The sequence below is a fragment of the Deltaproteobacteria bacterium genome, from assembly GCA_018668695.1.
Classification (GTDB): Bacteria; Myxococcota; XYA12-FULL-58-9; order XYA12-FULL-58-9; family JABJBS01; genus JABJBS01.
The window spans coordinates 1-14,084 of sequence record JABJBS010000092.1 but is presented as its reverse complement, the minus strand read 5'-3'; the positions used below and the strand labels follow the sequence as shown (position 1 = coordinate 14,084).

Here is a 14,084-nt window from a genome sequence, read left to right as displayed (position 1 = left end):
TCCTCCGGGACAGGTTCCTCACCTGCCAAAATGGCCTTCGATTTCACATAATCCTGCTCTGACACCACAAAAACCGCGAAGTCGAACTCATCTACCACTTTGACTTCATCCAACACCCGCAACGCTCTCGCGTCTGTAACTGCCATATAAAGAATCGCTTTATACTCGCCGAACACCAATACATCGGCCAGTCCCTCAACTTGCTCCCAATGCTCGCATCGCTCAGCCTGGGTTTGCTTCAGCAGCTTTTGAATTTCCCCCGAAGGAAGTCGAGTACAATGTGCTTGCAGCGCCAAGGCGTCCGTAAGGTGTTCAGCCTCCAAGAGTCCAAGTTTGACCAATGACTGCCCAAGCGGCTCTTGGGCATGCTCGTGCTCACGAAGCCCCGTATAGAGATCACTGCGACTGATGTAGCCCTCTCCAACGAGGATAAAGCCCAAAGCATTGGGCGATGATTGCATCTGATTAGTCACATTGGAGAATGTATCAAAGATTTCCCGCGTCTGGTAATTCAACGCGTCCTTCAAGGAGCGCTTGACGGGGCCTATCAATATGATAGACCGCCCGCACTAACTGCTTAGAAAATCGGAGTATTTTATGCGCTGGATGTTTATTGTTCTTAGCCTTTTAATGGCTCAAACAGCTTTCGCCTCAGGGACAGCCACAAAAGTGAAGATCGGCTTCGTTGACTATGAGAGACTTTCACGTGACTTGCCCGACACAAAGCGTGCGATCACAAAGCTTAAGACCGAACTCGACAAGAAACAAAAGACCATCGACAAAATGCGAAAGCAATTTGAGGGTGAAGTTGAGGCTTATAAGAAGCAGCAATCTTTGATGGCCGCTGACAAGCGCGCACAAAAAGAAGAAACCTTGCGTAACAAGCAAATGGAACTCGCAGGTAAGTTTCAAAAATTACAACAGGAGCTTCAACAGCGTGAAGCGGAGCTCATGCAAAAGCTTGAAGCCAAAGTTGTAAATGTAATCAACAAGATTGGCGACCGAGATTCATACGACATGATTCTGCGGGTTCAGCCTGGCGTTCTTTACCGCAAGCGCCATCGCGACATCACCGACGAAGTGGTGAAGCTTTACAAGCAGCACTACAGCACGAAGTAAAACGTGACTACCCTCCAAGAGTTGGCGGACCAAGTTGGGGGTCGCATTTTAGGAGAGCCCAGCTTCGAGGTATTGGGGCTGCGTGAACTCCATTTGGCCGAGCCAAGTGACCTCAGCTTTTTCACCAATGCGCGCTACCGAAAAGCCTTTAATCAAACAAAGGCTGGAGCCGTCGTCCTCGCGGAGGCCATCCCAGATGGATGTGCCAATCAGCTCGTATGCGACGAGCCCTATTTAGCCGTGGCTAAAATCGCAAGCATTTTGTACCCACAGCCAACTCACCCCCCCGGAATTCACCCGAGTGCATTTGTAGACCCCAGCGCTAAGGTTGCGTCCTCAGCCTACGTCGGACCGAACGCCGTCGTTATGGAAAACGCCGTCATCGGTGAGTCGGCAATCATCGAAGCACAAGCTTACGTTGGACCTGGAGCCAGTGTTGGGGCGTTCAGCCGTCTCCACCCTGGCGTGAAGTTGCTCGCAGCAAGCGAAGCAGGCAAGCACGTCATCGTTCACAGCGGTGCTGTTATCGGAAGCGATGGTTTTGGTTTTGCTCCAGACACAGATGGTGTTCGCCACAAGATTCCTCAGGTAGGCAAGGTCGTCATTTCCGACCATGTTGAAATAGGCGCCAATACCACCATCGACCGCGCAACGCTTGGTGAAACGCGGATTGGGGCAGGCACTAAGATAGATAACTTGGTTCAAATTGCTCACAACGTCATTCTGGGCGAACATTGCGTAATGGCAAGCCAAGCGGGCATCGCTGGAAGCACCACCGTTGGCAAACATGTCATCATGGGTGCACAAGCCGGCGTGACCGGTCATATCTCGATCTGCGACAAAACAATGTTGGCGGCTCGTGCCGGCGTCATCTCCAGTATCGACACACCTGCTGTTTACGCAGGCAGTCCATCCATGCCTCATCGAGCTTGGCTCAAATTCAAAGCTCATCGAGATAGGATCCCCGAAATGCGTCGTGCCATTTCAAAAATAGAGCGGGCTCAAGCCGCGTCGACGGACAAAGAACGGAAAAAAACATGAGCATCCACCCCTCTGCCATCGTCAGTGAAGGCGCTCAAATCCACCCAGACGCCGACATCGGTCCCCTTTGTGTTGTGGGACCCCATGTCTCCATCGGCAAGGGCACTCAGCTGATTAGCCATGTAAGCATCCAAGGGCACACCAGCATGGGCGATGACAATACGGTTCACCCTTTCGCGGTTCTCGGCGGTGCTCCCCAAGACCTAAAATACGAAGGCGAAGACAGCAAGCTCGTCATTGGGGACAACAACCAGATTCGCGAAGGCGCTACGCTCAACCTCGGAACGAAGGCGGGCAACGGCGAAACGCGCGTGGGTGATCATTGCCTTATGATGGCCTATTCCCATGTAGCCCATGACTGCATCTTGGGCAGCCGTGTTATCCTAGCCAACTCGGTAGGACTTGCCGGTCACGTAGAACTCGGCGACCATGTTATCGTAGGCGGACTCGCCGGAATCCATCAGTTTTGCCGAGTAGGACGCAACTCCTTCGTTGCCGCCGGCGCGATGGTGGCTCAAGACGTCGTTCCATTTGCAATTGTCCAAGGCGACAGAGCACAGCACGTGGGCATCAATTCAGTTGGCCTTCGCCGCTCAGGCTGGAAGCAGCCTCAAATAGCAGCTGTTCGCATGGCCTTTAAACGAATCTTTCACCCAGAAAACGCACGACTGGTCGCCCTCGAGCAAACGGAAAGCACCTTGGCCCAAGAATCATCTGAAGTCGCTGAAATGTGTGCATTCATTCGCAGCGCTACACGTGGCGTATGCCGAGCCCGGCAAGCCCTTCCTAACACGGAACACTACGAGGCTTAGGCCATGGCGCTAACCGACTCAGTAGGACTCATTGCAGGGAACGGTCAGTTCCCTATCCTCTTCGCAAAAGCGGCAAAGGAGCAAGGTGTCACGGTTATAGCCGTTGGTATGGACGGCGAAACAGAACCCACCATAGCGAGCTACGTCGACAGCTACCACCTTGTAAAAGTAGGTCAGCTCGGCAAGATGATTCGTATTTTCCAAAACGCATCGATAACAAAGGCAGCCATGGCCGGCGGAGTCCGAAAGACTCGGCTCTTTGGAGGTGCTAGGCCCGACTGGACTGCTCTTAAACTCCTTGCACAAACCGCAGTCCGCAAAGATGACGGGATGCTTAGAGCCATCGCTCGAGAGTTTGAAAGCAAAGGGATCGAGATCATAGACTCCACAACCTATATGCCTGAATGCTTGGCACCCGAAGGTGTTTTAACGGGTCACGACTTAGACCAACAAGCCCTCACCGACCTAAGCTACGGCTACGAAGTCGCAAGAAAAATAGGTGAATTGGATATCGGTCAAACCGTCATTGTAAAGGCCGGAGCAGTGGTTGCCCTGGAGGCGATTGAGGGCACTGATGCTTGTATTAAACGAGCTGGCGAACTTACCGAACACAGAGGTGGCGTCGCCGTGAAAGTCGCAAAACCCGACCAAGACATGCGCTTTGATGTACCCGCCATCGGTGCCAAGACCATCGAGAACCTGGCGTCTGCCGGAATCACAGTACTTGGAATAGAAGCCGGGCGCACCCTTATGCTAGAGCCTCAGTCCATTATTGAAAAGGCCGACGCTCTGGGCATTACCATCGTCGGACTTATCCAAACATGAGTAATACCATGCAGCCCATAAGATTAATCGTTGCGGGCGCGGGACACCTTGGCCGGTTTCACGCCCAAAAAATACAAGCCAACTCCAACACTGAGCTGGTTGGCGTATTCGATATAGACACAGCAAAAGCACAGGCCTTAGCTGATGAGGTCAGTTCACACCCACTAAGAGCGCTTAATGAAGTCGCAGCGGATGCTGTCATCGTAGCCACCACGACCTCGTCACACTTAGATGTCGCCTGCGCCGCCATCAATCTAGGCATGCATGTGCTTGTTGAAAAGCCTATCGCCCCTACTATCAAAGAGGCTCAAACAATCATCGACGCCGCCAAATCAAAAGGCGTCGTGTTGGCGGTAGGTCACACAGAAAGATTCAACCCCGCCGTAAGTGCAGCCATGAGCCTTGTGGTTAACCCGAGATACATTACGTCTGAGCGGCTTAGTCCATTCAGCGGAAGGTCTATCGACGTCGACGTAATCTTGGACCTCATGATTCACGACTTGGACATACTTGCTGCGCTGGTGAGTTCTGAATTACGTGAAGCGAGGGCCATAGGTGTTCCCGTATTAACCAACTCGGTGGATATGGCTTCGGCTCGACTCGAATTCATGGATGGCACAGTTGCCGAGCTTCAGGCAGGCCGAGTATCCATGGAACCATGTCGCAAAATAAGATTCTTTACAGAACAGCATTATGTTTCTGTTGACTGTGCCAAACGAGAAGTTAAGGCCGTCAAACTAACGCCACCCGCTGAAGGTGAGAAAATGGGAGCTGTTAGTGGAGAGCCTGTCACCGTTCCCGACTGGGACCCGCTCGCAAAACAACTCGAAAACTTCGTGCAAAGCATTCAAACGGAGGCTGAGCCTGTTGTTTCCGGGGAAGCTGGGATGAGGGCTTTGAGATTAGCCTGCGCGGTACGTGACATTATGACCAACCCTGCAAACCCTTGCTAGTTCTCAAGGTCTGCCAAGCGCCGGACCAATGCACTCTTGTCACTTTCACTGCTGTCTAGGCGAGCCTTAAGCTCCACAAATCCCGACTGTGACTCCGTAAGAGACTGGTTCGCCTCACGAAGCTTCGACTGGAGCATCTGAATGGTCTCGAGGTTAGAACGATTAAGTTCTTGTTCTTGTTTCATTTTAGAACCAAGCTTTAAATTAGCCATTTGCTCTCCTTGAAGTTCAGCCTCTAATCCATCGGATTTAGTAACCTGCTCAACGAGCCGTGAGCGGGCCTCTTCAAGATAACGGTCCAGCTCCCTGCGAGCATGCTCGGCCGCGTGCGTATCCTTACTGTAGACTGCTTTTGCTTGCTCAAAGGTTGTCCTCTGTCGGAGCAGTTCTTCATTGTGGTCCTTGGCAACAGCTGCATGCCTTTGTTCCAACGCATCAGCATGTTTCTCAACTTCGCTCAGGCGCCCCTGCGCCGTCTCACCATCCCTCAAGGCTGCCTTAAGCTTAGCTTTAAGCTCTGCCATAGATGAGTCGTGACTAGACTGAGCCTGCTGAAGTGTCTCTAACTGGGAGCGGAGTTCACCTGATGTCTGAGAGGCAGACTCAGTCGTTTTCTTTGACGCCGCTTCAAGCGCGGCCAGTTGTGTTTGTAGCAATAATACTGTTTTTGAGTTCGCCTCAAGCTCCGCATCTCTTTGCTTTAAGGATGCGGCCGTATGAACAGTATTGCGATGGATCTCGATTTCTCTGATTTCGACCTGCGTAAGACGCTCTTGAAGCTCTGCATTTTGCAACCGCAAAGACTGTTGCTGTAATGAGTGAGCCTCTTTCTCCGACTGCGATAAGCCCTTCAGTGCGTCGTAAGCTCGCTGCGAACGTTGAATCTCATCGGACGCTTGGCTCGATTTTTTCTCGGCCGACTCTCGGGCCGACTCGATTTCAGTTGCCCAATCCTCACGTTCTTTGTCGAGTTCTTCCTGAATCGCGAGAAGATTGAGTTTAAGGTTTTTCGATTCATCTTCAAGGTCCGTATTTTTTTCATTGAGGCTATTCTTTTCGGCTTCTGCTTCTGCCCTCACTTCATTGAGCTTGGCTTCTAGGCCGGACAGTTCCCCATTTGCCTCATCCAATTGGCTTTTCGCTCGAATGAGTTCCTCATCCTTGGCACGAACCCAGTCGGCCGCCGAATCGATTTCCGACTGCTTTAAGCTCCATACGAAGGATACGCGTGAGAGGTCTCGTTCCAACTTTCGAACCTGCTCGCGAAGCCCAAACAGCTTTTTATCAATCCCTGTTAACCGCGGGTTTCCCTCAGGTGCTGGCGACTTGAAATCAACGTGACGAACCTGGGCGAAGACTTTACCGATAAATTCAACGTCATCGCTCGAGAGAGAAGATTGGATGGGATTTGGACCGGTAACGCCAAGGCTTGGCGGCGCGATTCGAGGCGGCTTCGGAGGACTCTCAAGTGGTTCCAAATCCTCGATCAGCTCATCATCCATGCCCTCATTCGGGCCGCTTTTATTCTCATCACCCATGGTCAGAACAGTAAGTCATAGGAGGCGCCCTATGCGCAAGCCGCAAAAGTGAGGCTGGCTGTTTGGCCACGATTCTGGCAACATCTTCTACACTTGGCCGATTTGTGAAGGACCCGGTTTTTCAATGAATACAATATTATTTTTGGTTTCAGCGCTGGTTATGACGCCATGCGGAAAGATCACGTTGGACGCACAGATTGGTGATAACCTCGACCAAGTCGATGGGAAAGTTCGCTGCCACGATGCCAGCACCGACAAACCGGCTCTTGAAAACTACATGAAATGGCTTAACGAGCGGGAGTCCGCAAGTCTCGATGACGTCAACACACCGTGGGTTTACCCCAGAGGCTATGTGCCTGGCTCCATGGCAGTTCGTGACGCAGGCGCAGAGCACACCTATCATTTTCATTCGATTCTCCCCGCGCGCGCTGGCACACTCGGCGCGCTGAATGAAGTAGGATACCTACTTGGTGGCTGGCACCCTGTCTTTTCCAAAAAGGGCATTATCGGCACTGTCCCAATAAGCTACACTGTACATTTACCCAAAGGGGTTGGTGGCCTGGTTGGTGACAAGATCTACAAGCCTGGACCGGCACGTACGATTCGAGGCGATTTTGAGGGTAAATTCCTGCCGCTCTTCCTGAGCCGTTCGTTCGTAGTGTATAAGAAAGGGCCCTACCACCTAATCGCAAATCGCCAGATCCCAAGTGCAAAGCAAAACAGGCACATTCCTTACGGCCTTCGGGACATCACCAATAGCGGCAATTCATCGAGTGAACGAGAGATCCTCAAAACACTCGAGATGGCCGACGATTACGCACCGCCAACACATAGCGACCGCCGCCCTATCTACTTCGTCATGGGTCCAAGCCGTAAAACCCTTTGTGAATCTTTCGACGGTGGAATCCTCATAAGCGACCGAGCGTTTCAAGTTCTCGACTGGGAGCGTCTTAAGCGGTTTCATCGTAACACTTTGTGGCGTTATGTAATGCAGGCAACCCTACGTGATGAGGTGGTCAATCGGGAAGCACCAGAGGATGTATCCTGGGTCCTCGACTTTGTAAGCTCTAGCCTCCGCACAAAGATTTACCTTGGCCATTATGGCAAACAAGAATGGGCCACTGACGTCCTTTCTAAGTTTGCAGTCATTCCGGAAATCGACGCCCTTATCCACGCACCCCAGGTATCTTTGGCCAGCACCTACTTTCTCTCTATAGACGAGGGCACGGGACTTGATGTTGAGCTTTCACGGTTTGGGGCCCACACAGCGCCAGGCAAACTTCTTCAAGAAAAATTACTCGACCAACACGGGCCAGAGGCTACCTTCCAACTGGTTCAGCACTACCTTAAGGCAAATAGCTCCTTCATCGCCGCTCTGGAGAAATCCTTTGGACGTCCGGCGACCAAACGACTTCTGCCTTGGCTTAAGCCCCAATACCCTCAAGTGGACTACTTTCTTGAGTCGATTCATAAAACGGAAAAGGCCATCGATATAAGCGTTGGTGTAAGAGGTCAGACGAGCGCTACAGACATGATAACGGTCGAATCCTCCATCGACGGGAATCCAATACGTCGACAACGGCTTGGACCGGGCAAGCTCTCTTTCCCACTCGAAACTGGCGACGCTCAATTTACCATCGACCCTGAGTCTCGACTCGTTGAACACCTGCATCCAACCGGCGAGGAATCACGCTATAATAATTACCGTTACCCGCGTTGGCGCTTCTTGCTCAACAATATCAGTGGGCTTTTTGCAGTAACCAATCAAGAATTATCCTTGGCGGCAGATTTTTCTTTACGCCAGGTTTACGACCTGCGTTACCGGTATCGTTTTTCGGTCTACTACACGCCCGTAAGTATCGGAGGCAGCGCCGCGCTCGCATACGGATTTGGTCCCAAGCTCAATGCCTTGCGCCTTTCACATGCGCTAAGCATTCGCACCGCTTATTCGTATCTGCGGGACGAGGGAATCGATTTACCCACCGGGCACCTCGGACGCCTTTCGCTCAGCTACAGTCACGACACTCGCATCAGTCCTTATTTCGCGTTTGAAGGCCGCGGCTGGAATACGAGCATCAGCACTGGCTACCACCGCACAACTGCTGAACCGGGCGTCTATGGCACTGCTAGCGCCGCTATCTTTGGAATCCTGCCCTTACCAGGCAGGCAAGGCCTAATGGGCCGGCTACGGGTGGATGGCATGGTAGGCAACGCGCCAGACCAAGCCAGCCTGCGACTGGGTGGACTCTATCGAGGCTCGCGGGGATACGAGTCCGACGCCGCGCGTGGTGATGTTTTCCGAGCATTGGCCACCATTGAGCATCGGCATGCACTCTTCACTGCTGCCAAGATTAACTTTTGGGGCGCATTGATGTGGACGCGGCTGGAAGGTGCATTTTTTGCGAACGCGACGTACCTTCCGAATCACGACAGCGCATGTGGTAGCCCAATGTTTTATGACGTTGGATATGGACTTCGCTTCATCGGCGATGCGCTCAACATCAGCCCTGCAGCCATTGTAGTTGACGTAGGTGTTCCGCTCACGCGCTGCGCAAAACGTGAAACGCACCAGCCTGTTACAGTCTACCTAAGCTTCCTGCAATCGCTTACCAGTTTTTAGAAGAAGTTTCCGATGGTGAATTCGAAGATTAGGTTATCGTCAGTCGTTGCCTTCTTCGTAATTGGAATACCCCATTCGAAGCGCAGTGGTCCAATTGGACTGAACCAGCGAAACCCAAAACCAGTAGATAGATATAGGCCCATTGGCGGCTTGGTTGCCGTGTCAGAACCTATGATAAACACATCTGGCTGGTCTTCAGCGCTGGTTCCAGCATAGAACCAACCTTGGTCATCGTTGAATGCATTACCCGCGTCAAAGAAAAGAACGCCTTTGATACCTGCGGATTCCAAAATCGGGAATTCCAGTTCGATATTGAAGATTGCCTGCTTGTTCCCGCCTACGTTGAGGCAATCGGCGCGGCTTAAGTGGTCCATCGAGTCCAGGGGTGCGAGTTCGCAAGGCCCAAGGCTACGAGGCTCAAATCCGCGAACAGAATAGATACCGCCGGGAAAGAATCTCTCACTGATGGGCGCCCGGCGTGGGGCAGAAGCTGAACTTTCAGCCTCTCCAGTGCTGTGGAGGTATCCAAATTCGGCGTTTAACTTAAGCACCAAGCCCCAGATGATTGGCTGATAATACCGAGCCGTCAACTGAAGCCTTAAAAACTCCATTTCACCATCGGCGCCTAAAATCTCGTCGGAGATTTCAGCCTTGAAGCGGTGGTACTGACCGGCGGTTGGGAAAAGGCGGTTGTTACGTGTATCGTATGCCACTGATGTATTAATAGCAGAATTGATTCCGCCAGTTTCATCAACCAAATAGTGAGCTCTCCGCAAGGCAGAACTCTGGCTAATTTCAATTTGCTCAATGGTGTAACCAAGACTCAAGCGCAGATCTGGCGTGATGGGGTACCCCACTGTAGGCGAGAACCCGGTGGCCGCCCGCTGAAAGTCGCGGTAAAACTGCTGCGTCACATAGGCATTCAGGCCCAACGAGAACATCGAGTCGAGAAGGTATGGTTCGTAAAACTGCAGAGAACCAAACTTGCGTCCAAAGGTACCAAAAGACAGCTGCAATGAGAGAGACAGTGATTGGCCGGTTCCAAGGAAGTTATTTTGAGCCACTTGTGCGGTAGCAATGAAACTTTCAACGCTTGAGAATCCTGCTCCAACCTGAAAGGTGCCGGTACTCTTTTCCTTAACCTCAACCTCTAAGGTCATGGTATCTCTCTGAGCGCCACCCGCTGGTTTAATCTCAACATTCTCAAAGAAGCCAAGCTGAAAGATTCGGGCCTTTGATGCATTGATGCCCGCTTCCGAGTAGAGCTCACCCTCGAAGACTCGCATTTCACGGCGAATAACCTTATCCCGAGTCTTGGTGTTTCCGGAAATCTCAATGCGGTCAATGTAAACCAAGTCGCCCTTTTGAACGGACATTTCGAGGTCTACCTCTTTGTCCTCAGGGCGCATTTTAGAATTGGGCGTTACATTCGCGAAAGCATAACCCATATTCTTATAAACATTGGCCAAACGTCCGATGTCTTCAAATAGGGTTGTTCGCTTAAATGTCTCGCCCTTTGTTGAGACGATGAATTTACGAAGAATATCCTCAGTGACGATGACCTTGCCTTCGCTGTTCTTGAGTTCTATCTCACCAGCGAACGTAATGTTGCCAATCGAATATTTAACGCCTTCCTCTACAGGAATTACGATATCGATATAGCGGCGGTCTGGCGTCAACGTGACAGTGGGTTGTCCGACCTTAATAGAAACGAATCCGTGGTCATAATAGAGCGCCTGAATCCGCATTAGATCCGTCTGAAAGTGTTCGTCTTTGTAGGTCCCGCTTTTCGTAATGAATGAAATCTCATTGCCTTCACGGGTCTGGATCATCGTCTTAATATCGGTGTCAGACAAATGTGAGTTACCGACGATGGTTAACCGGCGCACCTGGACTTTGAAGTTCTCTTTGACGTTAAAAACGATATCCACACGGCGACCATCTGTTCCAACGGGTAAAACTTCGTGATCCACGTCGGCAAGAAAAAAACCTTTATCCACATAGAGTTCACGGATTTTTTGAGAGTTGGTTTTCAGAAGTTCTACATTGAGAATCTTCATGGGCTTAACGTTGACGACCTCGGTTATATCTTCGTCAGAAACGTCGTCGTTACCTTTGTAAAGCACTTTGCGAATTGCAGGTTTTTCAGAAACCTGAACGGTAATTACGACACCTGCGGCAGTTACTTCCTGAAGGATTTGAATGTCCTTGAAGAAGCCCTTGTCCCAAATAGCCCGTAAATCTTTCGTGACTTGGACTGGGTCAAGGCTATCACCGACCTTTAAAGTCAGTGCTGCGGCAATGGTCTTATCTTGAACCCGTCGATTGCCTTCGATATTAATTTCTGAGATTTTGGCCTCATCGGCTTGAGCCGAAGCAGCAGAAAATATCAGCGCAGCCACGCAAAAGAGCCGCAACCAGCCAAGGCCAAATCGTTTGGCCATCTTTTGATATTCAAATCTACCCACTTTATTCACAATCTCGCACCTTATGGTCTTCCAGGATCAGTTGTCTCGGCATCTGCGACGCCAAGCTCCGATTGTGAGTAACCACGACCATGGTGGTACCCCGTTCTTCATTAAGCCGGAAAAGCAGTTCATGAATGGCCGCGCCCGTTCCCTCATCCAGGTTACCGGTCACCTCGTCCGCCAGGACCAGGGGCGGGTTCAAGACCAACGCTCTCGCCAATGCGACACGTTGCTGCTCTCCTCCTGATAGCTCGCCGGGTTTATGCCCCAATCGATGCGCTAAGCCAACAGCTTCAATAGCATTTTCCGCCAGCTCCCGGGTTTCCTTACGGGCCCGTCGAGCGATGAGGCCAGGCATCATCACATTTTCGAGTGCCGAAAACTCAGGCAAAAGGTGGTGAAACTGAAATACAAACCCAAGAGATTCATTACGAAAGTCGGCTAAGCCCTCTCCACCAAGGTTTGCGAGAGATTCACCCTTATAAAAAATCTCTCCTGAATCAGGAGCGTCAAGAGTACCAAGCACATGGAGAAGCGTACTTTTACCCGCCCCAGATGCGCCGATCACGGAGACCATCTCACCTGCGCGGATTTGAAAAGAAACGTCACGCAAGACATCGATAGTCTCGGGGCCCTTCATGTAGCTCTTGGATACGTCCTTTACTGCTATCAAATCCATGTTCAACCTTCCCGAAGACCTTCAACTGGCTCGAGGCTAGCGCCCTGTAACGCAGGGAAAATCGCAAAATCCCAAACGATGAGCAATGCGGCGACCATGACGACCACGAGGTCCGCTACCGACAGATGAACCGGCAAAGAGTCGATATAGTAAACTTCATCCGGTATCCATAGGCCAAGCTGCTCCAAACCAGACACCGTAATGAGCCCACAAATACCGCCCATGAGGGTCCCAAGACCTCCGACCACCATCCCTTGAGTCAGAAATATCTTCATAATGCCTGTGCTTCGAGCACCAATCGTCTTGAGAATCGCTATTTCCTGTCTTTTTTCGATAATGGACATCGCCAGCGTGGTCACAATTGAAAAACTCGCCACGAGGATGATGAAGGCAAGGACGATAAAGGCGATGACGCGCTCGAGTTCGAGAGCAGCGAATAGGGTCTGATTACGTCGCCGCCAATCCCTGGCCTCCAAGCTATGAACTTTCATGACCGGGCTTAGATTGGCCACAACATCGGGCGCCATTTCGGGGGTGGCAGCCTGAACCTGAAGGCCCGTAACCTGACCATCGGCCAGCTCAAAAAAGGTTCGAGCCATTTCGATATCTACATAAGCAAAACGGCTGTCGTATTCATACATTTTACTGGAGAAAATGCCCACTACCCTAAACCCACGACTTTTAGGCGCCGGACCTACGGGCGTGAGTACTTCCAGCATCGGAGAAATGACCCGAACGTCATCTCCCAACTTAACGGATAAAGCGCGGGCCATCTCTGCGCCGAGTATGATTCCCGGCGGCTGGACAGGCTTGCTAAACGCAAAGGGGTCGTCCGATGGTTGAGAATCCCCCGAAAGCACCTTTAAACCCGCCAGAGATTCAGATGAGAGCCCTGCCAATACCTTGAGAACCTTGGGGGATGTTTTGGCATCGATACCCATCAACACTCCACCGTTGAAATTGGAGCGGCTGGCCACGGCCACCTCACCCTCAATATAGGCAGCGGTTGCCTCAACGCCTGGCGTTTGCGCAAGCGCGTCGACCAGCTCATTCGTCAGGTCAAAAGGCTTAACTTGCGAGTCCTGAATGAGAATATGGGCATGAGCTCCAATAATTTTCTGCCGCAGGTCGTGCTCAAACCCGGAAAGGATGGCCAATGACACAACAACCAGCCAAACGCCCAATGTAACGCCCACAACCGAAATGGCTGTTACGACTGAAAGCGCCGGCGACGACTTTGACAATAGAAACCGGCGACCCACCAATGACTCGTAGCCAAAACCGCGCCCCTTCCCTTTTCCTACAAGAAGGTAGCGAACCGACAGCCCAAGGTACCCCAGCAGCAAGACCAGCGGAGGAACGACCAATAGCAGCCGAGTGAATGGAGAAGAGAGCGCAAAAGACTGCCCCATCCACAACCCAAGGCCTGCACCGATCTCTGTGAGAAAACAGACTGCGACCGTAAATTCGCGCGCGGCCATACCCGTGGTTTTGGGTTTGAAGCTGGCCCCTAAAAGCAGAGCTCCCAAGGCAATCATTGACTGACTTACGCCAGCTGAACGCTCGAGCGAAAGGCCCAAGAATTCGAACAACATGACCCCGGGAAACAGTAAGAAGAGTCCCAGAACAATGCCGCGCAGAGTCTGGGTCGTATCAAACTGCTTCAGTCGCACCTTGCGCAACACCCATACCAGGGCCGCTAAGTGCACCAGACCGAACACGGCCCATGTCATCCAAAGTGTCACTTATCGATACGAAGCTGCGGAAAGAGAACAACATCGCGAATCGAAGCGGTACCGGTTAAAAGCATTACCATGCGATCAACACCCAATCCAAAACCACCGGTTGGCGGCATGCCATGCTCCAGCGCACAGACGTAATCTTCATCCATCTGGTGAGCTTCGTCATCACCACCGGCTCGCGCCTCAAGTTGCGACTCAAAGCGCTCCTTCTGATCAACAGGATCGTTGAGCTCGCTGAATGCATTCGCGAGTTCTTTACCACCTACGAACAATTCAAAACGGTCAAC

At 51.7% G+C, this 14,084-nt stretch carries 12 protein-coding genes; 6 read left to right on the top strand and 6 right to left on the bottom strand.

The window, feature by feature from the left end; all coding sequences use genetic code 11:
• The coding region (locus HOK28_04930) for a hypothetical protein (protein ID MBT6432413.1) at positions 1–461 on the bottom strand (461 nt) is incomplete at its 3' end.
• 136 nt (positions 462–597) lie between these two features.
• Here HOK28_04930 and HOK28_04925 point away from each other — a divergent pair.
• From HOK28_04925 to HOK28_04905, 5 genes are read left to right on the top strand one after another with little or no spacing between them, the layout of a single operon-like run.
• Positions 598–1,119, top strand: coding sequence for an OmpH family outer membrane protein (locus HOK28_04925; GenBank protein MBT6432412.1), 522 nt, complete (start codon positions 598–600; stop codon positions 1,117–1,119).
• A 3-nt stretch (positions 1,120–1,122) separates the two neighbouring features.
• The gene (lpxD, locus tag HOK28_04920) at positions 1,123–2,160 is read left to right on the top strand and encodes a UDP-3-O-(3-hydroxymyristoyl)glucosamine N-acyltransferase (protein ID MBT6432411.1); all 1,038 of its coding nucleotides are present in this window, start codon (positions 1,123–1,125) and stop codon (positions 2,158–2,160) included.
• A complete protein-coding gene (gene lpxA, locus HOK28_04915) occupies positions 2,157–2,972 on the top strand; it encodes an acyl-ACP--UDP-N-acetylglucosamine O-acyltransferase (protein MBT6432410.1) in 816 nt (271 codons plus the stop codon). The genes lpxD and lpxA overlap by 4 nt, the downstream gene beginning before the upstream one ends.
• Before the next feature lie 3 nt (positions 2,973–2,975).
• Positions 2,976–3,797 carry a UDP-2,3-diacylglucosamine diphosphatase LpxI gene (gene lpxI / locus HOK28_04910; GenBank protein MBT6432409.1) on the top strand — a complete coding sequence of 274 codons (822 nt, stop codon included), beginning with the start codon at positions 2,976–2,978 and terminating at the stop codon, positions 3,795–3,797.
• Between the two features lie 8 nt (positions 3,798–3,805).
• Complete coding sequence (locus tag HOK28_04905) at positions 3,806–4,750, top strand: Gfo/Idh/MocA family oxidoreductase (protein MBT6432408.1); 945 nt, start codon at positions 3,806–3,808, stop codon at positions 4,748–4,750.
• Here the strand turns inward: HOK28_04905 and HOK28_04900 are convergent.
• On the bottom strand, positions 4,747–6,288 hold the full coding sequence (locus HOK28_04900) for a hypothetical protein (GenBank protein ID MBT6432407.1): 1,542 nt from the start codon (positions 6,286–6,288) through the stop codon (positions 4,747–4,749). The two genes, HOK28_04905 and HOK28_04900, sit on opposite strands and share 4 nt — an antisense overlap.
• Before the next feature lie 124 nt (positions 6,289–6,412).
• On the opposite strand from HOK28_04900, the gene HOK28_04895 reads away from it, so the two are divergent.
• Positions 6,413–8,908: a hypothetical protein gene (locus HOK28_04895; GenBank protein ID MBT6432406.1), complete on the top strand. Its 2,496-nt coding sequence runs from the start codon at positions 6,413–6,415 to the stop codon at positions 8,906–8,908.
• On the opposite strand, the gene bamA is transcribed toward HOK28_04895, so the two are convergent.
• The 4 genes from bamA to lysS all read right to left on the bottom strand — a co-directional run.
• On the bottom strand, positions 8,905–11,385 hold the full coding sequence (bamA, locus tag HOK28_04890; protein MBT6432405.1) for an outer membrane protein assembly factor BamA: 2,481 nt from the start codon (positions 11,383–11,385) through the stop codon (positions 8,905–8,907). The genes HOK28_04895 and bamA overlap by 4 nt on opposite strands.
• Positions 11,378–12,055 (bottom strand): ABC transporter ATP-binding protein, encoded by a 678-nt coding sequence (locus tag HOK28_04885; protein MBT6432404.1) that lies wholly within the window; start codon positions 12,053–12,055, stop codon positions 11,378–11,380. Before HOK28_04885 ends, bamA begins: the two co-directional genes overlap by 8 nt.
• Before the next feature lie 2 nt (positions 12,056–12,057).
• Positions 12,058–13,788, bottom strand: a complete 1,731-nt coding sequence (locus HOK28_04880; GenBank protein MBT6432403.1) for an ABC transporter permease — start codon at positions 13,786–13,788, stop codon at positions 12,058–12,060.
• 8 nt (positions 13,789–13,796) lie between these two features.
• Positions 13,797–14,084: lysine--tRNA ligase (lysS, locus tag HOK28_04875; protein ID MBT6432402.1), on the bottom strand; the 288-nt coding region annotated here is incomplete at its 5' end.

Bases quoted from the DNA above. Each gene is read 5' to 3' on its own strand.
- HOK28_04880 (MBT6432403.1), bottom strand. From the start codon at position 13,788: ATGACATGGGCCGTGTTCGGTCTGGTGCACTTAGCGGCCCTGGTATGG.
- HOK28_04895 (MBT6432406.1), top strand. From the start codon at position 6,413: ATGAATACAATATTATTTTTGGTTTCAGCGCTGGTTATGACGCCATGC.
- HOK28_04905 (MBT6432408.1), top strand. From the start codon at position 3,806: ATGCAGCCCATAAGATTAATCGTTGCGGGCGCGGGACACCTTGGCCGG.
- lpxI (MBT6432409.1), top strand. From the start codon at position 2,976: ATGGCGCTAACCGACTCAGTAGGACTCATTGCAGGGAACGGTCAGTTC.
- HOK28_04900 (MBT6432407.1), bottom strand. From the start codon at position 6,288: ATGGGTGATGAGAATAAAAGCGGCCCGAATGAGGGCATGGATGATGAG.
- HOK28_04925 (MBT6432412.1), top strand. From the start codon at position 598: ATGCGCTGGATGTTTATTGTTCTTAGCCTTTTAATGGCTCAAACAGCT.
- HOK28_04885 (MBT6432404.1), bottom strand. From the start codon at position 12,055: ATGGATTTGATAGCAGTAAAGGACGTATCCAAGAGCTACATGAAGGGC.
- lpxA (MBT6432410.1), top strand. From the start codon at position 2,157: ATGAGCATCCACCCCTCTGCCATCGTCAGTGAAGGCGCTCAAATCCAC.